Source organism: Prochlorococcus sp. G4PB17 (assembly GCF_059772445.1).
Genome location: NZ_CM186288.1, coordinates 1,550,819 through 1,575,391, shown reverse-complemented (window position 1 = coordinate 1,575,391; position 24,573 = coordinate 1,550,819). Strand labels below are relative to the sequence as shown.

General features: G+C 36.4%; 24 protein-coding genes and 1 tRNA gene. 9 read left to right on the top strand and 16 right to left on the bottom strand.

Annotation, left to right across the window (positions count from 1 at the left end; genetic code table 11):
- Positions 1–44 precede the first annotated feature (44 nt).
- The 3 genes from AC6EJB_RS08985 to AC6EJB_RS08975 all read right to left on the bottom strand — a co-directional run bounded on the left by AC6EJB_RS08985 (position 45) and on the right by AC6EJB_RS08975 (position 4,580).
- Entirely contained in the window at positions 45–1,661 is a 1,617-nt protein-coding gene (locus AC6EJB_RS08985) for an NAD(P)H-quinone oxidoreductase subunit 4 (RefSeq protein WP_498493012.1), read from the bottom strand.
- 140 nt (positions 1,662–1,801) lie between these two features.
- Positions 1,802–3,808: an NAD(P)H-quinone oxidoreductase subunit 5 gene (locus tag AC6EJB_RS08980; protein ID WP_498491094.1), complete on the bottom strand. Its 2,007-nt coding sequence runs from the start codon at positions 3,806–3,808 to the stop codon at positions 1,802–1,804.
- A 25-nt stretch (positions 3,809–3,833) separates the two neighbouring features.
- Positions 3,834–4,580 (bottom strand): NnrU family protein, encoded by a 747-nt coding sequence (locus AC6EJB_RS08975; RefSeq protein ID WP_498491093.1) that lies wholly within the window; start codon positions 4,578–4,580, stop codon positions 3,834–3,836.
- Between the two features lie 109 nt (positions 4,581–4,689).
- Here AC6EJB_RS08975 and AC6EJB_RS08970 point away from each other — a divergent pair, with 109 nt between their 5' ends.
- Complete coding sequence (locus tag AC6EJB_RS08970) at positions 4,690–5,646, top strand: LysR family transcriptional regulator (RefSeq protein WP_498491092.1); 957 nt, start codon at positions 4,690–4,692, stop codon at positions 5,644–5,646.
- Here AC6EJB_RS08970 and AC6EJB_RS08965 read toward each other — a convergent pair.
- Positions 5,637–6,296, bottom strand: a complete 660-nt coding sequence (locus tag AC6EJB_RS08965) for a DUF3172 domain-containing protein (RefSeq protein ID WP_498491090.1) — start codon at positions 6,294–6,296, stop codon at positions 5,637–5,639. The genes AC6EJB_RS08970 and AC6EJB_RS08965 overlap by 10 nt on opposite strands.
- Entirely contained in the window at positions 6,293–6,640 is a 348-nt protein-coding gene (locus tag AC6EJB_RS08960; protein WP_498491089.1) for an NAD(P)H-quinone oxidoreductase subunit M, read from the bottom strand. The genes AC6EJB_RS08965 and AC6EJB_RS08960 overlap by 4 nt, the downstream gene beginning before the upstream one ends.
- A gap of 104 nt (positions 6,641–6,744) precedes the next feature.
- On the opposite strand from AC6EJB_RS08960, the gene pds reads away from it, so the two are divergent.
- Together pds and AC6EJB_RS08950 are read left to right on the top strand one after the other, a co-directional pair.
- Positions 6,745–8,133, top strand: coding sequence for a 15-cis-phytoene desaturase (gene pds, locus AC6EJB_RS08955; RefSeq protein ID WP_498491088.1), 1,389 nt, complete (start codon positions 6,745–6,747; stop codon positions 8,131–8,133).
- 82 nt (positions 8,134–8,215) lie between these two features.
- The gene (locus AC6EJB_RS08950; RefSeq protein ID WP_498491087.1) at positions 8,216–9,154 is read left to right on the top strand and encodes a phytoene synthase; all 939 of its coding nucleotides are present in this window, start codon (positions 8,216–8,218) and stop codon (positions 9,152–9,154) included.
- A 4-nt stretch (positions 9,155–9,158) separates the two neighbouring features.
- Here the strand turns inward: AC6EJB_RS08950 and AC6EJB_RS08945 are convergent, their stop codons facing one another.
- Positions 9,159–9,590, bottom strand: a complete 432-nt coding sequence (locus AC6EJB_RS08945) for an RNA recognition motif domain-containing protein (RefSeq protein ID WP_498491086.1) — start codon at positions 9,588–9,590, stop codon at positions 9,159–9,161.
- Positions 9,591–9,656: 66 nt separating this feature from the next.
- Positions 9,657–10,850, bottom strand: a complete 1,194-nt coding sequence (locus tag AC6EJB_RS08940; protein WP_498491085.1) for a tRNA nucleotidyltransferase/poly(A) polymerase-related protein — start codon at positions 10,848–10,850, stop codon at positions 9,657–9,659.
- 29 nt (positions 10,851–10,879) lie between these two features.
- Here AC6EJB_RS08940 and AC6EJB_RS08935 point away from each other — a divergent pair, with 29 nt between their 5' ends.
- Positions 10,880–11,131 (top strand): Ycf34 family protein, encoded by a 252-nt coding sequence (locus AC6EJB_RS08935; RefSeq protein WP_498491083.1) that lies wholly within the window; start codon positions 10,880–10,882, stop codon positions 11,129–11,131.
- Between the two features lie 17 nt (positions 11,132–11,148).
- A complete protein-coding gene (tsaB, locus tag AC6EJB_RS08930) occupies positions 11,149–11,808 on the top strand; it encodes a tRNA (adenosine(37)-N6)-threonylcarbamoyltransferase complex dimerization subunit type 1 TsaB (protein ID WP_498491082.1) in 660 nt (219 codons plus the stop codon).
- 44 nt (positions 11,809–11,852) lie between these two features.
- Here the strand turns inward: tsaB and AC6EJB_RS08925 are convergent, their stop codons facing one another.
- From AC6EJB_RS08925 to rpaB, 5 genes are read right to left on the bottom strand one after another with little or no spacing between them, the layout of a single operon-like run.
- Positions 11,853–12,539 carry a lysophospholipid acyltransferase family protein gene (locus AC6EJB_RS08925; RefSeq protein ID WP_498491080.1) on the bottom strand — a complete coding sequence of 229 codons (687 nt, stop codon included), beginning with the start codon at positions 12,537–12,539 and terminating at the stop codon, positions 11,853–11,855.
- Positions 12,540–12,541: 2 nt separating this feature from the next.
- Positions 12,542–13,438: an ACP S-malonyltransferase gene (gene fabD, locus AC6EJB_RS08920; protein WP_498491078.1), complete on the bottom strand. Its 897-nt coding sequence runs from the start codon at positions 13,436–13,438 to the stop codon at positions 12,542–12,544.
- Between the two features lie 27 nt (positions 13,439–13,465).
- Positions 13,466–14,482 (bottom strand): beta-ketoacyl-ACP synthase III, encoded by a 1,017-nt coding sequence (locus AC6EJB_RS08915; protein ID WP_498491076.1) that lies wholly within the window; start codon positions 14,480–14,482, stop codon positions 13,466–13,468.
- Positions 14,483–14,535: 53 nt separating this feature from the next.
- Positions 14,536–15,858: a phosphate acyltransferase PlsX gene (plsX, locus tag AC6EJB_RS08910; protein ID WP_498491074.1), complete on the bottom strand. Its 1,323-nt coding sequence runs from the start codon at positions 15,856–15,858 to the stop codon at positions 14,536–14,538.
- 4 nt (positions 15,859–15,862) lie between these two features.
- A complete protein-coding gene (rpaB, locus tag AC6EJB_RS08905; RefSeq protein WP_011294133.1) occupies positions 15,863–16,609 on the bottom strand; it encodes a response regulator transcription factor RpaB in 747 nt (248 codons plus the stop codon).
- Between the two features lie 107 nt (positions 16,610–16,716).
- Between rpaB and radA the strand changes: the two genes are divergently transcribed.
- The gene (gene radA / locus AC6EJB_RS08900; protein WP_498491072.1) at positions 16,717–18,096 is read left to right on the top strand and encodes a DNA repair protein RadA; all 1,380 of its coding nucleotides are present in this window, start codon (positions 16,717–16,719) and stop codon (positions 18,094–18,096) included.
- 16 nt (positions 18,097–18,112) lie between these two features.
- On the opposite strand, the gene AC6EJB_RS08895 is transcribed toward radA, so the two are convergent.
- Positions 18,113–18,634, bottom strand: a complete 522-nt coding sequence (locus tag AC6EJB_RS08895) for a photosystem I assembly protein Ycf3 (RefSeq protein WP_498491070.1) — start codon at positions 18,632–18,634, stop codon at positions 18,113–18,115.
- Between the two features lie 156 nt (positions 18,635–18,790).
- Here AC6EJB_RS08895 and AC6EJB_RS08890 point away from each other — a divergent pair, with 156 nt between their 5' ends.
- The 3 genes from AC6EJB_RS08890 to AC6EJB_RS08880 are packed head-to-tail and all read left to right on the top strand — an operon-like array spanning position 18,791 to position 22,714.
- Positions 18,791–21,121, top strand: coding sequence for a heavy metal translocating P-type ATPase (locus AC6EJB_RS08890; protein WP_498491069.1), 2,331 nt, complete (start codon positions 18,791–18,793; stop codon positions 21,119–21,121).
- On the top strand, positions 21,118–21,753 hold the full coding sequence (gene tmk / locus AC6EJB_RS08885; protein WP_498491067.1) for a dTMP kinase: 636 nt from the start codon (positions 21,118–21,120) through the stop codon (positions 21,751–21,753). The genes AC6EJB_RS08890 and tmk overlap by 4 nt, the downstream gene beginning before the upstream one ends.
- 1 nt (position 21,754) lies before the next feature.
- Entirely contained in the window at positions 21,755–22,714 is a 960-nt protein-coding gene (locus tag AC6EJB_RS08880; protein ID WP_498491065.1) for a DNA polymerase III subunit delta', read from the top strand.
- On the opposite strand, the gene AC6EJB_RS08875 is transcribed toward AC6EJB_RS08880, so the two are convergent.
- From AC6EJB_RS08875 to AC6EJB_RS08865, 3 genes are all read right to left on the bottom strand, one after another.
- Positions 22,711–23,508: a response regulator transcription factor gene (locus AC6EJB_RS08875; RefSeq protein WP_498491063.1), complete on the bottom strand. Its 798-nt coding sequence runs from the start codon at positions 23,506–23,508 to the stop codon at positions 22,711–22,713. The two genes, AC6EJB_RS08880 and AC6EJB_RS08875, sit on opposite strands and share 4 nt — an antisense overlap.
- A 280-nt stretch (positions 23,509–23,788) precedes the next feature.
- Positions 23,789–23,860 (bottom strand) — tRNA-Asn (locus tag AC6EJB_RS08870).
- A 29-nt stretch (positions 23,861–23,889) separates the two neighbouring features.
- Positions 23,890–24,573, bottom strand: coding sequence for an ABC transporter ATP-binding protein (locus AC6EJB_RS08865; protein WP_498491061.1), 684 nt, complete (start codon positions 24,571–24,573; stop codon positions 23,890–23,892).

Here is a 24,573-nt window from a genome sequence, read left to right as displayed (position 1 = left end):
GAAAGTTATCTCTTTAATGGATTTGATGCCAGTTAAAATGATTTTCAATCTAAAAGAGGAGTTTCAAGAGTCCCAATTGTTAAATTTGGATTACTAATGATTGTTGATTTATCGCCTCTAATTCGTTCAACAGCTAACAAATCTCTTTTAACCAATCCATCAATTGATGAAATATATGTATCAGTCATAATTTTTGGATAAAGACCAATTCCTATAATTGGCACTAATAAACAAGCAATAATATAAATTTCCCTTGGTTCTGCATCTACCAGCTTTGCTTTGGATATTAACTTCGCATTTTCTTTACCGAAGAAAATTTCTCTAAGCATCGATAACAAATATATAGGTGTCAAAATCACTCCAATTGCTGCTAATGATGCAATAACAATTCTAAAAGGAAGTGTATAAACTTCATCAGTAACAAATCCTACAAAAACCATTAATTCTGAAATAAACCCGCTCATACCAGGCAAAGCTAGAGATGCAAAAGCACATGCTGTCCATAGAGCAAACATAATCCTCATATTTTGACCAATTCCACCCATCTCATCCAATTGAAGCGTATGCGTCCTGTCATAAGTAGCACCAACAAGAAAAAACAAACTTGCCCCTATTAAACCGTGGCTAACCATTTGCAGCATTGCTCCACTAGTTCCCAATGAACTAAAGCTTCCTATTCCTATCAAAACAAAACCCATATGACTTATTGAGCTATAGGCAATTTTTCTTTTTAAATTTCTTTGAGCGAAAGAAGTTAAAGCTGCATAAATAATATTTACTACTCCAAGAACTATTAATAATGGTGCGAATTGAGCATGGGCATCAGGCAATAATTGAGCGTTAAACCTCAGGAGGGCATATCCACCCATCTTCAATAATATGCCTGCTAAAAGCATATGCACTGGAGCAGTGGCTTCTCCATGCGCATCTGGCAACCAGGTATGAAGAGGAACAATGGGAAGTTTTACTCCAAAAGCTATTAACAATCCTGAATAACAAAGCAGTTGAAACCCCTTACCAAAATTTTGCTGCGCCAAATGGCTATAACCGAAATCTGGTATCCCTCCTCCTTGAAAGAAACCCATTGCAAGTCCAGCAAGGAGAATAAATAATGAACTACCTGCTGTATAAATAATAAATTTAGTCGCAGCGTATTGCCTCTTTTTTCCGCCCCAGATTGCAAGGAATAAATAAACCGGGAACAATTCCAATTCCCAAGCCAGAAAGAAAAGCAACATATCTTGAACAGCAAATACAGCTATTTGGCCGCCATCCATGGCAAGAATTAAAAAGAAAAATAATTTTGGTTTATAGCTAACTGGCCATGCTGCCAAAACCGCAAGCGAAGTTATGAAACTTGTTAGCAATATCAATGGCATTGACAAACCATCTGCGCCAACAGACCAAGTCAATCCGAGATCTGGGAGCCAACCAACTTTTTCATACAATTGCAAGCCTTCTTGACTTGGATCAAAACCTTGGAAATAAGCAGCGACAGTAATTAAAAAAGTACTTAAAGCAATAATCAGGGCATACCATCGAACTTCTTTCCCTTCTCCTTTATCTGGAATAAAAGGAACAATTAATGCTCCAGCAATGGGAAATAATATAGATAAACTTAACCATGGGAAATTGGCTGAAATTGGCTCAGAAATTAGCATTGTTCCTAGGTTCAAACTTGTATTGAGAGCGAATTCCAAAACTGGAAATTAATCACCACTTTTTGAGTTTAGAAATGATGTGATTATTAGCACCCTCTAGATAGGGGATGAAACACACACCTAAAAAAATTATGTAAAAATTATGCGCCTACAACTCCAAAAAGTGCAACAAGAGCAATAACTCCTCCAAAAACAATCAAAGCGTAGAACTGAGCTCTTCCTGTCTCAAAATATTTAAGTCCCTCTCCACTACCAAGAGTCAATAATCCAGTCAGATTAACAACTCCATCAACTACTTTTGCATCTACTTCTAATACTTCTCTCGCAAGCTTTCTACTACCTTTTACAAAAATTTTCTCATTTATATCATCTAGATACCATTTGTTCTGAAGAAATGAATTGATTTTAGGATACTTCTTAGATAGAAAGACTCCAAGATCAAGCCTTTTTAGGTAATAAGTTAAGACCGCTAATAATATTCCTGCAGTTGAGATAGCCACAGATGCAGTTGCGAGAGGAAGAAATTCTCCCCAACTAAACTTTTCAGCAGCTTCAATAGCCTCCGCTGGATCTAACAAGTTTGCAAAAAGACTATTCCAAGGAACTCCAATAAATCCAATTAAGACAGAAGGAATTGCTAAAACTGCCAAGGGTAATGTCATGGGCCAAGCAGATTCATGTATTTTGCCAATTTCATGCTCATCATGCTCTTCATCTTTTTCTTTACCTGCCAAAGCAAGCAAAGAAAGCTGCATCTCTTCATTTTCGCCTCGGAAGTCTCCTTCAAAAGTTAGAAAATAAAGCCTAAACATGTAAAAAGCTGTCATTCCTGCCGTTAAAAAACCAATAAACCAAAGCAATGGAAAACTATTAAAGGCTTGCCCAAGAATTTCATCTTTACTCCAAAAACCTGCGAGAGGAGGAATTCCACTAATAGCAATACATCCTACGAAAAAAGTAATTGCAGTAATAGGCATTTTTTTTCGTAATCCTCCCATTAATCTCATATCTTGAGCAAGAATTGGTTCATGCCCGACAACCTCCTCCATTGCATGGATAACTGAGCCTGAACCAAGGAATAACATCGCCTTAAAACAAGCGTGAGTAACAAGATGGAACATTCCTGCTACGGGTGCTCCACATCCCATCGCAAGCATCATGTATCCAAGTTGTGAAACTGTGCTGTAGGCCAGTCCTTTTTTCAAATCCATTTGTGTCAAAGCGATAGATGCACCTAGAAAACAAGTGATAGTTCCAACAATTGCAATAAATAACCCAACAAAAGGGAACTGGCTAAACAAAGGATCAAGCCTTGCCACTAAAAAAACTCCCGCAGCAACCATTGTTGCCGCATGAATAAGGGCAGATATGGGCGTCGGACCTTCCATTGCATCAGGCAACCAAACATGCAGAGGAAATTGGGCAGACTTTGCCATTGGTCCCATAAAAACAAGGATACAAAGACTCAAAGCTGCCCATATTGGGACTGTCCCAGATGTAACTGAGTCTGATAGACCTTCTGCGATTCCATGAAAATCAAAACTACCTGTTGCCCAAAAAAGACCCAAAATACCTAGTAATAAGCCAAAGTCTCCAACTCTATTTACGATAAAAGCCTTTTGAGCTGCATGAGCAGCACCATCTCTGTCATACCAAAAACCAACGAGTAAGTATGAACACATTCCAACCAACTCCCAAAAAACGTATATTTCAAGCAAATTTGGACTAACAATTAGCCCAAGCATGGAACTACTGAATAATGCTAAATAAGTAAAAAAACGAACATACCCAGGATCATGTGCCATATAACCATGGGAATAAATCATTACTAAAAAAGCGATTGTCGTTACAAGAGCGAGCATCACTGCCGCTAGCGGATCAATCACATATCCCATTGGTAACTCAAAAGCTCCTGCACTGGCCCATATAAACAAGTGTTCAACTGGAGGTTTTCCTGAAAGTTGCTCAAGCAAAACTGCATAACTTATAAATGCAGAAGCACCTACGGAAGTTAAAAGGGCTATTGCAACCGGTTTCCTTGAACGATTAAAAAGATCGTTAAAACTAATTAATCCCAAACCAATCAAAACTGCCCCGCAAAGTGGAAGCAGTGGGATTAACCAAGCAAAATCTGCAGCCGAATGCATCCAGCTAAATCATATTGAGATAAGTTTAGGCAATTCTTGCTAGTAATTCAGTTAAATCAAAAGAGAGAAATTTCTGAGCTCCAATCGAAATAAATTTATGGGACCACCAGAAAAAAAATACTGCTATTAGAATCCCCATTTGAGAGGGCCTAAGAAATTCTTTTATTTGTAATTTTTGTCGTCCATCCAACACAGCCAAGAACGGAACGACTGATGTTTTTTTCTTCACTTCCTCAAATTCTTTTCCGAATTTGATAGTAAGTCTTCTATCACCATGCCAGATAGCAAATAAGTGATGGGCAATTAATCCCAAGCAAGTTACAAGAGTAAAACTTGTACCTATCCAAAGTAAATGTGCAAAACACCAAATAATTTGACCAATTGCCTGGGGATGGCGAGTGACTCTAATAATTCCTGAGGCATAAACTCTAACTTTCGGCTTTAGGACAGCTGGGATTTCTAAAAGGTTATATGTAGCTGGATACAAAAAAAGAAAACTAATTGCACTCAAAATCCAAATCAAAGGAATTAGTTCGCTAACTCCCTGAAAATTCCAAAATCTAATTCCATCGTAACGATGAGCAATAAAATATCCAACCAAAATAACTGCTGAAGGAATACTTGCAAAAGCAAAAATCAATCTCCATGCTCTTGCACCAATTAAACTTTCCGCTCTAGCCCTTAAAGCAGCTCCTCCACTATGAATTATGGCAAAACAAAATAAAAGTAATATCATCACAAAACTTGAACTATGAGTATCTAAAAATGCCATTGGTTCTATAAAAAGCCCCTTAATAAATTATTAGATCCATACCGGATCAACAGTTGCTGTTGTTTTTCCCTACATTTTATTTTAATAACTGCCATGAAGGCCTGCCACCATGGCCGAGATCCCATTCACTCTTGACCAACTAAGAATCCTCAAAGCAATTGTTGATGAGGGAAGCTTTAAAAAAGCTGCTGACAGTCTCTTTGTTACTCAGCCAGCTGTGAGCTTACAAGTGCAAAATTTAGAAAAACAATTAGAAATTGCCATATTTGATAGAGGAGGTAGAAAAGCTCAACTTACCGAAGCTGGAAAACTTCTTCTAAATTACTGTGAAAAAATTTTGGGAGAATGCCAAGAAACCTGCAAAGCAATTGAAGATTTAAATAATCTCAAGGGAGGCACTCTAATTATTGGAGCCAGTCAAACTACCGGTACTTATCTGATGCCAAGAATGATTGGTCTTTTCAGGCAAAAGTATCCAGAAGTTTCAGTTCAACTCCAAATACATAGCACTAGAAGGACAGGTTGGAGCGTTGCAAATGGGCAGATTGATATAGCCATTATTGGTGGTCAGCTTCCATTGGAATTAAATGAATCACTGGAAGTAGTTCCTTTTGCGACTGATGAACTAGCTCTTGTTTTACCTACTAACCACTCATTAGCAAAATCAAAGGAACTTACTAAAGAAGATTTATACAGCCTAGGATTTATAACCTTAGACAATCAATCAACTACAAGAAAAGTCGTAGATCAATTACTCTCATCTTCAGGTCTAGATGTGCAGAGATTGAAAATTGAAATGGAATTAAATTCTCTTGAAGCCATTAAAAATGCAGTCCAGTCTGATCTTGGAGCTGCTTTTCTTCCAGTTGTCTCAATTGAAAGAGAACTCTCTGGCGGAAGTATTCACAGACCAGTTGTTGCAGATTTAGAAGTCAAAAGAGAATTAAAAGTAATCACTAATCCAGGAAGATATTCCTCAAGAGCTGCTGAGGCATTTACTCAAGACATACTACCTTTATTTGCAAGTTCTTTTTCACCACTTTTCAATACTGCAAATCAGAATTGAATGGCTTCCTTATTTATTCCAACAGCATCTTCTTCTGCACCTTTGATTATAAATTTATTTTCGTTCACATCAGCTTGGTAAACACAACGAACTATTGGCTGGTCCCTAATAGATCCTATGTAAGCAAATGTATTCATTCTTTGTTTACACTCTCTCACGTCTTCATTATTTATAGCTCCTTGCTTTTGTAAAACTGTCCAATTTTCTCTTCGAATCACGCAACCAGGTTGAAGTGCTGGTTGTGTTACAAAGCTAGTAGAGGGATTGAGGGTCGTATACATTTCAACGTCAATGACAAAAGCACTCGCTCCATATTGCCTACAAAAGTCTGGATCTGGAACTGCCATATCCAACTGTTGTTGACTAGCAATATTTCCTTGACCACCTGAAGTGGTACTTGTGATAAGACTTCCAATCCCAACCCCAACGACTAAAACTCCTGCCAAAATTGCAATTGAATTAGAGTTTATTTTCATGCCTCCTCCCCCATCAGAGGACCCTCCTGAGGCATTAAATCGACTTCCCCTTGATGAATATTGATCTCTTAGATTTGAATCTCTTCTAGAATTAAATTTATTTCCCTCTTGTCTTCGCGCCAGATCTGATCTTCTACGAGAGGAAGGACGACGGTTGTAAGGGCCTTGATTCATAATAATTCTTTTGTTCGAGGTAATCCCATGGAGTAATTCATTACTCTGCTGTTGGGGTTATAACTAAGTTCTCCGTCTTTAAGCAACTTTCTAATGTGATCTTCAAGCAAAGATCCTATTTTTCTCAAAGTGTAATCGCTCAATTCATTATCGGCTTGAGAATCTACTAATTCACGAAAATAATCTTGCACCATTTTTATAGATTGATCGCTCCAAAGAAATTCATTATCTGGATCAATATCTAAAGTCAAATGTTCGTTATCTAGAATTAAATCGTTGTTTTCGACTATCGCAGTAAAAATTCTTACGTGACGAGTTGTGCATTTAAGAATGGTATCGCTCATGAATTTAAAACAACAAACCGAAATTTATACTGCAAATTTAACGACGTTACCCCTAGTTGGGTGATGTTAATCATTAAAGTTGTTAAATACTCTTTTATTTAAGTATGCGCGTAGCAATCGCTGGGGCTGGACTCGCTGGACTTTCATGTGCAAAATACTTAGCCGATGCAGGTCATACACCATTCGTTTATGAGGCAAGAAACGTACTTGGTGGAAAAGTGGCTGCTTGGAAAGATGAGGATGGGGATTGGTATGAAACTGGATTACATATCTTTTTTGGAGCATATCCAAACATGCTTCAACTCTTTAAAGAATTAAATATCGAAGATCGACTTCAATGGAAAAGTCATTCAATGATTTTCAACCAACCTGAAGATCCTGGAACATATAGCCGTTTTGATTTTCCTGATCTTCCTGCTCCTATAAATGGCGTAGCAGCAATTTTAAGTAACAATGATATGCTTACCTGGCCAGAAAAAATTTCCTTTGGACTAGGGCTCATACCAGCAATGCTAAGAGGGCAAGAATATGTAGAAGATTGCGATAAGTACTCTTGGACTGAATGGCTAAGAAAACAGAATATTCCTGAAAGAGTAAATGATGAAGTGTTTATCGCTATGAGCAAAGCACTCAATTTTATTGGTCCTGATGAAATATCCTCAACAGTCTTGCTAACTGCCTTAAACCGCTTCTTACAAGAAAAAAATGGATCCAAAATGGCATTCCTTGACGGAGCTCCCCCAGAAAGACTGTGCCAACCAATTGTTGATCACATAAAAGCTTCTGGAGGGGACGTATTTTTAAACAGTCCGCTAAGAAGAATAAATTTAAAAGAAAATGGATGTGTTAAAAATTTCTTAATAGGTAGTGCTAAAGAATCCAATGGAAAAGAAATTGAAGCTGATGCATATGTAAGCGCAATGCCGGTGGATATTTTTAAAACAATTGTGCCCAATGAATGGGCATCAAAAGATATTTTCAGAAAGCTTGAAGGTCTTAAAGGAGTTCCAGTTATTAATATTCATCTTTGGTTCGATCGAAAACTTACAAATATCGACCACCTTTTATTCAGTAGATCTCCACTTTTGAGTGTTTATGCTGATATGAGCATAACCTGTAAAGAATATGAAGATCCAGATCGTTCTATGCTCGAATTAGTTTTTGCGCCTGCAAAAGACTGGATCAGTAGAAAGGATGAAGAAATAATAGATGCAACAATGAAAGAATTGATAAAACTATTTCCAATGCATTTTTCAGGAGATGATCAAGCTAAATTAAGAAAATATAAAGTAATAAAAACACCTCAGTCAGTCTATAAAGCTGTGCCTGGATGCCAGGAGTTGAGACCTGATCAAAAAACTCCAATAAAAAATTTCTTCTTAACCGGGGATTATACAATGCAGAGATATCTAGCCTCTATGGAAGGGGCTGTGTTAAGTGGAAAGCTATGTGCAGAAAAAATCAAAATCTCGACTGACATAGGCTCTTCTTAGTCTTAATGTGTCAAAAGCAATTTGTTTCACAATTGCAATTGAACAGAAAATTGCAAACTAAAAAACTTACAAACTTTTAATTTTGGCGCAGTCTTCTTTGAATCTAGAGGATGCCTACGAGGCTTGCAGAAAGGAAACTGCACAATGGGCTAAGACTTTCTATCTTGGCACAATGTTGTTGCCCCCTGCTAAACGCAAGGCTATATGGGCTATTTATGTTTGGTGCCGTAGAACAGATGAGCTGATGGATAGCGTTGAAGCTCAAAAAAAATCTAAAAACGAGTTATCCGATCGACTTAATAAATGGGAAGATAAAACAAAAAGCGTGTTTGCAGGTAATACGGAAGATGATCTTGATGCAGTCCTAGCCGATACTCTTCAAAAATTTCCTCAATCTATTCAGCCTTACATCGATATGATTGATGGTCAGAGAATGGATTTAGATAAAACTAGATATAAAACCTTTAAAGAACTTGAACTCTACTGCTATCGAGTCGCTGGCACAGTTGGATTAATGACTCAAGGTGTAATAGGCATTGATGCTGCTTATACTTCCAATCCCAATAAGCCAGCTCCTGATACTTCTCAAGCGGCTATTGCTTTAGGAATAGCTAATCAATTAACTAATATCCTAAGAGATGTTGGAGAAGACAGAGGTAGAGGACGAATTTATTTACCCCTAGAAGATTTGGAAAAGTTTAATTATTCCGAAGAAGATCTAATGAATGGAACCATTAATGATAACTGGAAAGCTTTAATGTCTTTTCAACTAGCCAGGGCTAGGGATTGGTTCCTTAAATCTGAAGAAGGAATTAAATGGCTTTCAATAGATGCAAGATGGCCTATTTGGACGTCGCTGAGACTGTATAGCGGAATTTTAAATTCAATTGAAAAATTAGATTACGATGTTTTCAATAATCGAGCTTATGTTAAGGGATGGGTTAAAGCGTTAAACCTTCCCATCTCTTATCTGATAACTGTAAACGATGAAAAATATAAACTTAAAACACTCATAAATTGAATATTTATACAGGCGTTTTTTGATTAGCTAAAAGATCCTTTAATTTTGATAATTCTCCAGCCCATCTTGGGTCTGGGGCTTCTTTAATTGGTGCATCACTATGTACAACTTTCTTAACAGCTTTACGATTAGAAGCTTTATTCCCGTTATTAGAAGTCGCTCCTCTTCTTGATCCACCTGAATTCGAATCTTTACGTTCGGAACGCTCAACCCTTAATTTATTTCCATTAAATTCATGACCATTTAATTTTTCAATCAGTTCGTTTGCAACATTTTCATCTTTAATATTTGCGAAACCAAATCCCCTACAAGCCTTGGTATCTCTATCAAAAACAGCTTTAAATTTGATCCCCTCTCCTATTGATGTAAGGAGGGCTTCAAGTTCTTTAACATTAAAATTCTGCGGCAGATTGCCGATGTAAAGACGGACACTCATGTAGAAAAAAGGGGATAAGGCGAAGACGGCATTCGGCCGAAATTAATTTGATTTGTGTGTAGTTAATCACAAAAAGGGTGAATTCTCTAGGGCCCATTTACGAGCGGTCTCCAAAGCCTCTTGGTTTGTAAAGAATCTGCCATAGGCTTTTTCCTTAGCAAGATGCCTCAAAAGTTCCCCCAAAGAGGGTCCAGGAGGGATGTTTAAGTCTTTTTGAAGCGAATAGCCATTTAAAGGGGAAGAGGGGTGAAATAGAGGATCAGAGGGGTCTTTCCAACGTTTTAGCCAAGCATTTTGATCTTTAGCTTCCAAAAAAAGAATTAGAGATGGTAAATCCTCCTCTAAATCAATGTGGAGCTGAAACCTTTCATCCTCTGAGAGCCCATCTAAACCAAAGTTGATAATTTTACAAACCCAATACCTCAAGTTCTTACATCTTTTAATTTGATTTTTACTAAATGAAAATCTTAATAAACCTTCATCACTAAGTAAACATATTAATTTTGCAAGAGGGGCTCCAAAAATTAGGTCTTCAGAAAAATTATTTTTTACTCTTAACTGATCAAGAGAGATTTGATCTTCTCGCCAATCTTTAAAAAATTGAAGTTCTGAATATGTTTCCCACACAGAAGAATTCCATGTTGAATGAACTATTTTTAAAATCTCCATTTTTATCCTTTCAGGCGCAACATTACTTAATCTCTCTACATTAGTTTTAAGAAATTTTTTAGTTTTTTTCTCCAGCTCAAAATCTAATTCGCACATTAAGCGAAAACCTCTCAAAATCCTCAATGGATCATCAATCAAATTCTTCTCACTGATTGCAACAATCTGTTTACTGTTTAAATCATCAATGCCCCCAGTTGGATCAAAAATCTCAGGATTTTTTTTAAGTCTTAAAGCAATTGCATTAATTCTAAAATCTCGTCTTAATAAATCATCTTCAAGACTATCTCCAACCTGTCGAGCAAAATCAAGAGTCCAGCCATTAATAACTAATCGAGCAATATCTCTATGTTCATCAAGCTTTATAAAAGTGGCATTAATCTTTTTAGATAAATTTTTGCTGAACTCAATAGCATTTGTTGGTATTACAAAATCCAAATCAGGTTTTTGAATTAATTTTTTTAATAATCCATCTCTAATAGAACCACCCACCAAAGCGCTTCCAGCGGGCAAATCCGCTATGGATATTGGCCAATCTTGAAGGTTTAAATCACCAAAAAGATCATTTGATAGTAATGTGTCGTTGGTTATCAAAATGATACTCAGATTTCACCTGAACAGTTATGTGCATCTGTGTTGATTGTGCCTGGGTAGATAGATGCAAGACCTACTTCACTGTAGAAGAACATCACGGAGTCAAACACCTGTCTCAAAATCCAGATTTTCAAGGCACTAATCCAAAAATACATATCAATATTTTTGACACTCCTGATAAAACAACAGGGATCGAATGGGATGTAAGAGAATGTGATAGTTTTCAAAAAGATCAAGGTAAATGGAGCAGACTCCGTCCTGGTGAAGAAATTCCAAAGTAAAAATTTTAATAAGTTCATTGCAAAATTTCCATACATCAAAATCAAAATATTTATTAGCCTTACATAGCTGCGCAGAAAGTTTTGGAATTGCCGTTAAGGATGCAGCAAGTACAGAGAAAATAATAAAAAGCGAAGTATTTCATATTGGACGCTTATTATCCAACAATTTATTTAGTTGTATAGAAAAAATTCTACCCAGAAAATTTTGGAAACAAATTACTCGTATTTCAATAGCTAAGGGTCCTGGAAGTTTTACTAGTACAAGATTAACTATCTCGATGGCTAGAACAATTTCACAACAAATTGATTGCTCACTTGATTCAATGAGTTCATTTCATTTAATGGCTCAAAGACTATATAAGAATCTTAATAAAAGTGATATCTATAATCCATTTTGGATTAAAGATATCTTACCAAGAAGGGGTATTATTGCCGGTAAATATCAATTAATTAAAATTGATCATGATTCAAATTTTCATGAATTTAATGAACTAATAGAACCAAAATTAATTAAAAATGAAAAAGGATTAAATCCATCAATTAATGCTTCTAATAATATCGAAAAAGATCTTATTTCACTTATATATTTTTCAGAATATTGCCAGAATTTTAAAATTAAATCTCATTGGAGAAAAACATTACCAATCTACCCAACTTCGCCGGTAGATAAAAAATAAAAATCATAGAATCTAATATTCTCCTAAATAATAAAATAAACAATTTAATTTAAGATTTTATCAATTAGACCTTTTTCAAGCATTGAATTTATAGCGGATTGAATTTCTTTAGTAGTTGATTTTAAATCTTCTTTTTTTCTTGTTAAAGGAGGTTGAATTAGTTCTCCAACTTTTAAATGAATAGATACAAAGCGAGGAAGGAAAGTCCCCTTTGGGAAAGCTCTATGACTATTTACAATTGCCACTGGCAGAATAGGACAACCGGTCCTTGCAGACAAAAGAGCAGCACCTGCTTTTGGCTCATTAACCCTCCCATTTTCTTGTCTTGTTCCATCCAAAAATACACCTGTAGCCCATCCTTCAATTAATCGACCAGAAGCGGTTCTTAAAGCATCTCGATCTCCAGCTCCCCTTTTGACTGGATATGCGCCGCATGCAGAAATTATGGAAGATAAAATAGGTACCTTGAAAAGTTCAGATTTTGCCATAAAAGCTACTGGTCTACCTAAAGCATGACCCAAAATCGGCGGATCCAAATGCGATCCATGATTGGAGACAATTACCACTCCCCCAGTCTTGGGTAAATTCGAAATACCACTTGTTTTTCCTCTAAATAAAAAGCGAAAAATTGGAAAAACAAATAAATAACTGACGCAAGCATATACAAAACTTTGTCTAGGTTTATTTTTATTGATTTTTTCAACTCCACCAGCTTCAGTAAACTTTTCCAAAATTAATAACCTAAATCACTGGCATTTGATATCTGACTGGTGACGACCCCTTTCATTGATCGTTTAGCAAGACCACTAAGTACATTGCCAGGTCCAATCTCAACCATCGTGGATATTCCCGCATTTTGCATATTATTCATAATCTCTCTCCACCTAACTCCTGTGGTCATTTGTTTTTTTAGACGCTCCTTCAATATGTCACCTTTTGAAGTTGGAGTTGGATCAACATTACTCAAAACTGGAACTTGAGCATCTCTAAAAGTTAAGTTATCAAGTTCCTCAGAAAAGCTTTGAGCTGCTTCTTTCATAAAAATAGAATGAAAAGCCCCTGAAACTTGTAAAGGAATTGCTCTTTTACATTTTAAATTATCAGCTACTTTCCTCACTGCTTCAGGAGAACCAGATAAGACGACTTGAGATTCACTATTGTCATTGGCTATTGCAGCACCATCTGTTTCTCTAATCAAATCATCTAGTTCATTTCGATCAAAGCCCAAAACTGCAATCATTGCTCCCCCTCCAGCAGCAGCCATTAATTCAGATCTTTTCTTTAGCAACAACAACGCTTTATCAGCATCTAGAACATCGGCTGAATAAAGACCAACAATTTCGCCAAGACTATGACCTGCAATTATTTGAGCCTTCCGCTTTTGTCTTTTTAAATCATCAACCAAGAGTGATTCAACAACAAAAAGTGCAGGTTGAGTATTTCTTGTATCGTTTAAATCATATATTTCTTCGTTGGGAATCTCTTCTCCAGAACAAATTTTCCAAAGATCTCTTCCAAGAATTTGAGAGGCTAATTCAAATCGATCCCTGGAGCCAGGTAACTGAAGCAGAGAATTTGCCATCCCTAATTTTTGAGAGCCTTGACCAGGGAAGACCCAGGCAATAGTCATAATCAATTTCCTGATTTGTTTAACAGCCTAATGGGGACCATGCCAATAAAACAAAGCGGCTCCCCAACTCAAGCCAGCACCAAATCCACTACAGGCTATTAAATCTCCTGATTTAATTCTTTCTTGTCTAACTGCCTCATCAAGCATCAAAGGGATCGTTGCTGCCGAAGTATTTCCATAGTGTTCTAAATTCGAAAGCACTTTCTCACTTGGTATTAAAAATCTTGAAGCTACAGCATCAAGAATTCTTTGATTAGCTTGATGTAGTAAAAGCCAATCTATATTTTCGGAATGAATTTGATATTTGCTTAAAAGTTTTTCAAGAATAATCGGGACTTCTTTAACCGCAAACTTATAAACCTCCTTTCCTTCCATTTTTATGGGTAGATATTCCCCTTTTTGATGGATAGACCCTGGAACTAGATCTAAAAAAATATTTGATTGAGAAAGATTTAAGCAATCTCCCCTACTTCCGTCAGTTTTCAAATCATAACCAATTAAATCATTTTTATTAGCAGTAGCCTCTATAGCTAAAGCACCTGCTCCATCTCCAAACAAAACACAAGTAGATCTATCATCCCAATCAACCCATTTTGATAATTGATCTGCACCAATCACAACAGCTCTTTTCATGGTTCCAGAAGCTAAGTATTGTGATGCAGTTACTAAAGCAAATAAGAAGCCACTACAAGCAGCAGTCAAATCAAAAGCAACTGCATTAGAAGCACCCATATTTGATTGAATTTTGGGCGCCGAGCCAAATAAATCTTCAGGGGTAGATGTTGCAAGAATTATTAAATCAATAGTTTTTGCATCCCAATTGGCCATATTCGCAGCATTCAGAGCGGCCTCTGTAGCCAAATCAATCAAAGATTCATTTTCTCCGATAACCCTTCTTTCGCGAATTCCAGTTCTACTTTTAATCCATCGATCATTAGTATCTACTCTCTGACCAAGTTGGTCATTATTAATTATCTTTTGAGGAGTAGCGCTTCCACTCCCCACGAAAGATATTCCTGAATCAAATTGAGAATTACTAATCAAATTTAAAAAGAACCTTCATTTCATAAGTCAATCACATGTTAGGACAGTTCAAATCAGACCTTTAAGACATCCGATTTATTTAAAGCCGCCAAATCATCCATTACTCCATGACTTGCAGCTGAATGAACAACTCGTAACGCACTTAAAACAGATAAAGCCTTACTGCCTCCATGACCAATTACACAAATCCCGTTAATTCCAAGTAATAAAGCTCCCCCATGTTCTGCATGATCGAGACGTTTTTTTATTCGTTTCAAATTATTTCTTAAAAAAGCAGCACCCACTTTGCCTCTTCTTCCTCTAGGCAACTCGGCTCGCAAAACACCCAAAAGAACGCTTCCTACAGATTCTAAAAATTTCAGCAAAACATTTCCTGTAAATCCATCACAAACCACAACATCAAAATCACCCGACAAAACATCTCTTCCTTCACAATTCCCAGAAAAATAAAAACGATCTTCCTCGCTTAAAAGTTTGTAAGTTGCAAGAGAAAGATCATTGCCTTTACAGGATTCTTCTCCAATATTCAATAATCCTATTCTTGGTTTATCTACTTGCAAAACATCGCGACAATAAATATTTCCAAGAAGAGCAAATTGATGCAAATAGGCTGGTTTGCAATCCATATTGGCTCCAACATCTAAAACCAATACTGGCTGACCAGGATCTTTAGTTGGAAATAATGCCCCAATTGCTGGACGATCAATCCCTTTTAGACGTCCCAACTTAAAAATCGCTGAGGCCATCATCGCTCCTGAGTTGCCTGCCGAATAAACCCCCAGGGCTTTTCCTTCTTTAACCAATTTCATTGCAATATTTATACTTGCATCCTTTTTTTTACGAACCGCAGTTGCTTCTTCATCCATACCAACTGAAAGACCACTAGGTATTAATTCAAAATTTCCATCCTGTATCGCTTTAGCTAAAGATTCTTCTAAGCCAAATTCAATCGCAGCTTTTTCTACTTGATCAATTTCACCTACAAATTTAATTTTCAATGGAAGGAAAGATAAAGATTTCAAACAACCATCAAGAATTGCTCCGGGTGCAAAATCCCCACCCATTCCATCAACAGCTACCCATAGTCTTTCAGAATCTTGAATGCCATTTTTGTCCTCAATACTCTCTCCACCTTGCAATCTTCTCAAAGGATCAAATACAAATGGTTCTAATGTGCTCCTAGCTATTGATCCCGCATTCGTCACAACAGAACCTGCATTAGACACTACTGTTCCTGCAACATTACTTGCTGCAGTAGCTGAGCTTGTTGCTGTATCAACAAGACTTGTGACCGCTGAGTTTCGACGATACCAAATCACTAATCGTCTAATTGCTTTAGAACGATTTGTTTTATTACTTAAGTGATTTTTTTCCACTGATTTATGACCCTTCAGGAATCATAGAGTCAACAATTCTCTGAAAAAGATAACCTGTTCCTCTGGCTGTAAGGATTAGTTCTGGATTTGCTGGATCATCCTCAAGCTTTGATCTAAGTCTAGAAATATGAACATCCACCACTCTTGTATCAACATGTCTTTCAGGTGTATAGCCCCAAACTTCTTTTAGAATTTCACCTCTACTGAAAGGTTCTCCTGAACGACTAACCAGCAATTCTAAAAGACTGAATTCCATACCAGTCAATCTAATTCGCTCATCATTTCTATAAACCTGACGTTTGTTTGTATCAATCTTTAAATTCATTACAGCAATGACACCTGAATTAGGTAATCCAGCTATTTGCTCTTTTTCTACTCTTCTTAAAACACATCTAATCCTAGCTTCCAATTCTTTTGGGCTAAATGGCTTTACAACATAATCATCAGCACCAAGTTCTAACCCTGTAATTCTGTCTGCAACATCTCCCAAAGCCGTCAGCATAACTATTGGGACATCTGATTCCTTTCTTAGTTCCTGGCAAACTCCATATCCATCCAATTTTGGCATCATGACATCAAGGACAACCAAATCAGGTTCACAATTTCTGAAGAGATCAAGTGCCTCATTTCCATCACAAGCTGTAACTACCTGATAGCCAATCATAGATAGGCGAGTTTCTAGGATCCTCCTAATACTTGCCTCATCATCAGCTACGAGGATGGTTTCCTTTGAGGGACTAGTGGCCGTCATTTGTTCGTTAGCTTTGGCGGCTGCGACAAGATCTTAAGTGATGTTTCACCAACAATTAAAGATCACTATCTTTATTCAACTACAGCCAACTTCCTTTTTACAACTAAGTGTCTCGTTCTGTCTCTATTTATGTCTGTCAAAGTTGCGGTGCTCAAACCAGGCAATTCTTTGGCCGCTGCAACAATTGTGGAGAATGGAATTCGATCATAGAAGAAAAAATCAATCAAAAATCAGATAAATCTAGTTACAAAAAGATTAATTCACCCAAGGAAAAATCTCCTTATCGTTCAGAGTTAATAAGCCAGACAAAGAAACAAATAATAGAACGCATTCCAAGCGGTTATGAGGAGTTAGACAGAGTGTTAGGAGGAGGTTTAGTTCCAGGATCACTAGTTTTAATTGGCGGAGACCCTGGTATTGGGAAAAGCACTCTTATTTTGCAAAGTGCTACAGCAATGGCTCATGAAAGATCGGTACTTTACATAGCGGCTGAAGAGTCAGCTGAGCAAGTAAAACTAAGATGGAATCGAATTGAAGACTCTGAATCCAATCTACATTTACTTGCAGAAACTGACCTTGAGCTAGTCCTAAAAGAACTTGATTATTTGAAACCTTCAGTTGCCGTAATTGATAGCATTCAAGCATTGCATGATCAAAATTTATCAAGTTCGCCTGGCTCGGTAGCGCAAGTTAGAGAATGCTCCGCAGCTTTACAGCAAATAGCTAAACGGGAAAACATATCTCTATTGATCATAGGGCACGTAACTAAGGATGGAATGTTAGCCGGACCAAAAGTTCTTGAGCATCTTGTCGATGCAGTACTCACTTTTGAGGGAGATCGATTTGCCTCTCACCGACTACTCAGAGGTGTCAAAAATCGATTTGGGGCCACTTGTGAACTTGGTGTCTTTGAAATGCAAGCAGATGGATTATCAGAGGTATCCAATCCAAGCGAATTATTTTTGAGTAAAACTTCTGCACCGGGCATTTCAACTATTGTGACCTGTGAGGGAACAAGACCATTAGCCATCGATATACAAGCACTTTTGAATCCCACCAGTTATGCAAGTCCAAGAAGAACTACGACTGGTGTTGAGATCAACAGACTTCATCAAATCTTGGCAGTTCTAGAAAAAAATATGAATCTATCACTGTCAAGATATGATTGTTATCTAGCTGTGGCTGGTGGATTAGAAGTCGAAGAACCAGGCGCTGATCTTGGAATAGCAGCTGCAATAGTTTCTAGCTTTAAAAATATTGAACTCGACGAAGGTATCGTTTTTATAGGTGAAATAGGTTTGGCAGGTCAATTAAGATTGGTTAGGCAAATGCAACAAAGAATTAATGAAGTTGTTCGACTTGGATATAAAAAATTAATTATTCCAGATGGATTTGATACAGGTAAATTCGAAACAAATCAGAAATTAGAAATACTTAATGCTTCAAATATAAATCAAGCTTTAATCCAGGCTATGAGTAATATTTAGTAAATAATTTCATGATCTATAAATATACATCTACATTACCTCTCCCTGTTGTTTTGAGCCAATTCTCTATATCTAAATATCCACCTGGATATAAACGAACAGCTTTACTCCATACCTCAGCTGCTTGGTCAAACCAGATATCCCCTTCATCTTGATTTCCATTTCTTTGAGCCATTCTTCCTCTTTTTTCATAAATTAATCCCATGTTTTTCAAACAAGATGGCTGCTTTGGATTTTGTCCTAAAGCTTTTTTATATGTATTTAGTGCCCTATCTTCATCTCCATTACTCATATATATTATTGCCATATTTTTCAATGTCTCACCTCTATCGACTTGATTATCTTCAAGTTTTAAACTCTCTTCATAATATTCAAGGGCCTCGGAGTAATCTCCATCATTTTGAGCTGCTAAACCTTTGCGGTAATAAAGATAGGCTTCTTTCTCTTTTGAGGCTATAGGCATAACTTTAACTATTCCTTCAGCCATCTTCGTGAAGGCCTTATCAAGAAAATTGTCTTTGTTTTGACTTCTAGGCACGATGGAGAGATATCTGTAAATATCATTCTATCCTGCCTGGAAATAGAAAACGGATCGAAATAATGAAAATAATTTTATGTATTAATAAAGTATTAATTAAATGCAACATCCTTTTTATTAATTAAATTTAGAATAAGTGTCAGGATTCATACCCCCTTGAGCAACAAAAAAATTGCCCAAAGCAATAATTCAATTCTGCTTGACATAGATGGAATGAAGTGCGGCAGTTGTGTACAGGCAGTTGAAAAAATTCTTAAAAACTATCCAAATGTAGTTAATGCAAGCGTTAACTTAGTCACCCAAACAGCCTTTATAGAAATTGAAGAACCAAATAAGCCTATAACTGATTTAATAAAAACTCTTAGCTCAAAAGGTTTTCCTACAAAGGAAAGAGATTATCAAACAATTTCTAAAGATTTCGAATTAGAACAAAACGAAAATCAAAATTTATGGATGAAATGGCGACAACTAATAATCGCGACTTCATTACTTATTTTATCTGGGATGGGTCATTTGATAGAGGGTCAACAAATATCTATCCCACTTATTGGTTCATTACCTTTTCATGCTTCACTCGCAACATTTGCTTTAGTTGGTCCAGGTAGATCAATCCTAAAAACAGGAATAAAATCAGCGATCATTTTCGCTCCGACAATGGATACTTTAGTCAGCCTTGGTGTACTGAGTGCTTACTTCGCAAGCATAATTGCATTGATTTGGCCAACAGTTGGTTGGCCATGTTTTTTTAATGAACCGGTAATGCTACTTGGATTTGTTTTATTGGGTCGTTTTCTAGAGGAACGAGCCAAAGTCAAAACAGGGACTGCATTAAAAGAATTAGCAAAATTACAACCCGAGACAGCAAAACTAGTATTAGAAAACAACGAGACTCGTGAAATCAGAATAGGTGCATTAAAGCCAGGAGAAAAGATTCAATTGTTAGCTGGAGATAGAATCCCGGTTGATGGTTTAGTTGTAAAGGGTAATTCAGCTATTGATGTATCAAGTTTAACTGGTGAATCATTACCACTAGAAGCATCCCCAGGCGTCGAACTTCCCTCTGGAAGCCTAAATTTAGAATCAACAATTACTTTAGAAGTACAGAGAATAGGTTCTGATACAGCAATAGCCAAAATCATAAGCTTAGTTGAAGAAGCTCAAGCCAGAAAAGCCCCAATTCAAGGATTGGCAGACAAAGTTGCCGGAATCTTTTGCTATGGAGTAACAACTCTTGCAATAATTACTTTTCTTTTTTGGTGGAGAATTGGCACAAAAATATGGCCAGAGGTGTTAGAAATTTCTAATACGGGTTTTATGCAAAGCCATCAATTGCATGATCATTTAATTAATACAACTCAAACACCAATTGGGCTTTCATTTCAATTATCAATAGCTGTATTAGTTGTTGCCTGTCCATGTGCTCTAGGACTTGCCACCCCAACAGTGATAACAGTTGCCTCAGGGGAAGCTGCAAAAAGAGGGTGGTTATTCAAGGGGGGGGATGTCATAGAAATGGCATCAAAAGTCAGTCAAATCATTTTTGATAAAACAGGAACACTCACAATTGGAAGACCGTTAGTTGTGGGCTCTTGGGAAAACGAAGAATCATCAAAAGATGAGATGCTCAGATTGGCAGGAAGTATAGAACAAGATAGTCGGCATCCTCTTGCCCAAGCAATTATTCAAGAAGCACTCAAAAAAGAAATTAAACTTGAGCAAGTATCATCTTCTACTACATTTGCAGGAAAAGGATTAGCCGGCAAAATAAATGGTTTAGAAGGGTTAATCAGAGTTGGTACTCCCGAATGGTTAAAAAGTGAAGGAGTCACATGGAATGAATTGATTGAACAAAATTATCAACTTTCAAAAAGAAAAGCACAGTCGATAGTTGCCGTTGCTTTAGAGAGCAAATTATTAGGTTTTTTCATGATTGATGATCAACTCCGAAAAGATGCTTTTCTTTCAATTAATCAATTACGCTCAAGAGGTTTTTCTTTGAGTTTGTTTAGTGGTGATAGAGATTCAGCAGTGAGAGCTTTAGGAGAAAAACTAGGTTTTAATTCACAACATATTGAATGGCAACTATTGCCTGCAGACAAGCTAAAAAAGTTGAATTTATTAAAAAATAATGGTTTAGTCGCGATGATAGGAGATGGAATAAATGATGCCCCAGCCCTTGCAGCTGCTGACTTGGGTGTAGCGATAGGGACAGGAACTCAAATAGCTCAGGATTCAGCTGATCTTGTGTTACTCGGAGAAAACCTAGAAGCACTACCAAATGCATTACAACTTTCCAAACGAGCAATGTTCAAAATCAGACAAAACCTTGCATGGGCTTTTGGATACAACTTAATTGCTTTACCTATTGCAGCAGGATTACTTTTACCTTCTTCAGGTTTATTACTATCCCCTCCTTTGGCGGCTTTACTTATGGCTATGAGCTCAATAAGTGTTGTTGTTAATGCTTTATCTTTGAAGTCACAATGAAAGGAAAGTTTATTGTTTTTGAAGGGATAGATGGCTCTGGGAAAACCACTCAAATCAATCAAATAGAAAAATGGCTTAATAACACTGATCTAATACCTAACAAAAATCAATTGGTTATTACTCGAGAACCAGGGGGTACTGAATTAGGAAAATCTATAAGATCGCTTCTACTAGATACATCTATAGAAACAAGTCCAGATTCAATTACTGAGCTTTTACTTTATGCTGCTGATAGGGCACAACATGTCAATGAAATTATTCGCCCATCGTTAAATAATGGTGATTGGGTTATAAGCGATAGATTTTGTGGATCCACACTTGCTTATCAAGGTTATGGAAGACATTTGAATATCAATTTAATTAAAGATCTCGAGACTATTGCCACGCAGGGTATTTCTCCAGACATTACATTTCTTTTAGACATACCAGTTCACGAAAGTATCAACAGAAGAATGAGTAGAGCAGACGATCGAATTGAAAAAGAAGGTAGGGACTTTTTATTAAATGTTTCTCTGGGCTTTAAGAAATTATCCGAAGATATTAAATGGAAAAAAATATCTGCTTTAAGATCTAAAGAAGAAATCTTCACAGATATAAAATACGAGATAAAAAAGTTATTAATGAATAAATAAAATGGATGATTTTAAAAATATATATGGGCAAGATTTAGCAATTGAAATTTTAAAATCTGTTATTTCTAAAAAACATATTTCTCCTGCATATTTATTCTCAGGGCCCGAGGGTGTTGGCAGAAAGACAACTGCAAAAGTTTTTATAAATGCTATTCTTAATTATAAAATTATTAAAAAAAATACAAAGAGAAAAATAGAAAGTAATAATCATCCTGACCTTTTATGGATAGAACCTTCTTACATGATTCAAGGTAAAAGTATTTCTCAAAAAAAAGCTAATTCAGAAAATTTAAGAATAAAATCACCACCTCAAATAAGGCTATACCAAATCAAAGAAATAATAGAGTTTTTGGGAAAGAAACCATTGGAGTCAGAACGAAGCATAGTGGTAATTGAAGATGCTGAAAAAATGAACGAATCTGCTTCTAATTCATTATTAAAAACTTTGGAAGAGCCAAACACAGGGTTGTTTATTCTAATAACTCAAAGACCAGAAAAACTATTATCAACTATTCGATCTAGATGTCAAATAGTTCCATTTGTTCGATTAAATGATAATCAAGTAAATAATATCATTAAAAATTTAAATGTTCCTCAAGAAGTAAAAGATTTATCTAGTGAAAAAATTAGAGAGCTTATAGCTTTTTCATATGGATCTCCAGGGCGATATCTAACTAATCTTCAAAATTGGTTAGACATCACATGTGATTTACGAAAAAAGCTAGAAATCAAATTATCTAATCACATTGACGTGCTAAAACTGGCAAAAGAAATAACTGATGAACTCGACATAGAGCAACAATTATGGTTAATAAATTTTCAACAATATAAAATCTGGGAAAAAGAAAATGATTCCATTATGGTTAGAAAACTTGAAGATTTGAGAAGGCAATTATTAACCTATGTACAGCCAAGACTTGCTTGGGAATTAACTTTATTGGAAATGAACTTTAATACTTAAACAGTAACCCTCTCATCAGTATTATTTTTTAATGATCTTGCTTCTCTAGCTTGGATTATCAACGGTTGGATTTCATTTATTTTATCTCCAGCTGGTAATTCCAAACAATATCCTGCACCATAAACTGTTTTGATAAATCTTGGTTTGCGAGGATCAGGCTCTAACTTGGTTCGCAAATGTCTTACATGGACTCGGATTGTTTCAATATCATCATCAGGTTCATACCCCCAAACTTCCTTTAAAATTAGTGAAGGTGCAACTGTCTGGCCGTGCCTTTGCATTAAACAGTGAAGTAATTCAAATTCTAAGTGAGTCAATCGAACTGGGGATTCAAACCATATAGCCTCAAATCTTTCAGGAACAAGCGTAAGCGGCCCATAGTTAAGTATTTCTTGTTGGTTACTACTTCCTAATGGCGCTCGATTTGTTCTTCTCAACAAAGCTTTGATCCTAACTTGTAATTCTTCTAGATCAAAAGGTTTTGTTATGTAATCATCAGCTCCAGAATTAAAACCTGTTACTTTGTCCTTAAGACCACCTAAAGCAGTAATCATAAGAATTGGAATGCCCGCTGTTCTCTCATCTCTTCTTAACCTTTGACAAAGTGTAAGGCCGTCAACCTTAGGAAGCATTAAATCAAGAAGAATTAGATCAGGAGCATATTGCAAAGCAAGAGCTTGCCCTTTAATGCCATCCTCAGCTTTTTGGACATCAAAACCAGTATGTTCGAGGTGCCCTGCAACCAGTTCTCTCATGTCCAGGTCGTCTTCAATAAGTAAAATGCAAGGCTTCATTAATAATTGCCCAAGTTAAAAAAAGCAATCGCAAATGCGATTACTAAAGATTTGTATGATTCTCTCAAAATTTTGTTTTTATTGCAGAATTCGAAAAACTGGGTTCTCCATACTCTAAACGTTAAGATAAACTGCTATCACTGATTTTTTATCAAATAAAAGGCCAAAAAAAGTTTCACTGTCTTTAGAAAGTCTTCCAATTCGGGGGGGCTACTGTTAAGGATCTCTAAAAACTTGCATAAAAAATTTCGTAAAAAATTTTTTATGCAAGTTTTTTAAACTCCCCGGGCGGGATTCGAACCTGCGACCAATCGGTTAACAGCCGATCGCTCTACCGCTGAGCTACCGAGGATTACAACAATAAGAATTTACCCTTGTCCGCTACCTAAGGGCAAGTGATTTTAATTCTTGGAACACTTTTGAACCTGTCTTCCACTTACTAATACTGCCACTTTTAAGTATCGCAGCACCATCACACAAAAATAATTCTTCCAATCGATGAGTAACCCACACTGCAGTAATTGGATCAGCGGAGGAACTTGTCAATTTCTTGACAAGTTTTAAAACTGAATTTTGACTTTGAGGGTCTAATAAAGCTGTTGGTTCATCTAACAAAAGCAAATTTGCATTACTGACAATTGCACCAGCAATAGCTAATCGCTGCTTTTGACCACCACTTAAAGTATGTATAGGCCTATCCAACATTTCCCCTAAATCAACTTTTTCAAGAGCAGATTGAATCAAATTTAATAACTCACTATTAGGAATAGTTTTAGGGACGCTTAGCATTAACTCACTTTTACAAGTGGGCATGAGCAATTGATGATCTGGATTTTGATAAACCAAAGATGGCTTAAAAGAACAGAAAATTTTTCCACTTTCTGGACGAATGACACCACTTATTAAACTAAACAAGGTGCTTTTGCCACTTCCATTTTCACCAACTAACATCCATAACCCAGGTTTTCTAATTAAAAAAGAGCATTGATTAATAACTTTGTCTCCATTGGGCCATGAAAAAGAGACATTTTCAAATTCCAAATCGGCAAATACAGATGATTTCAA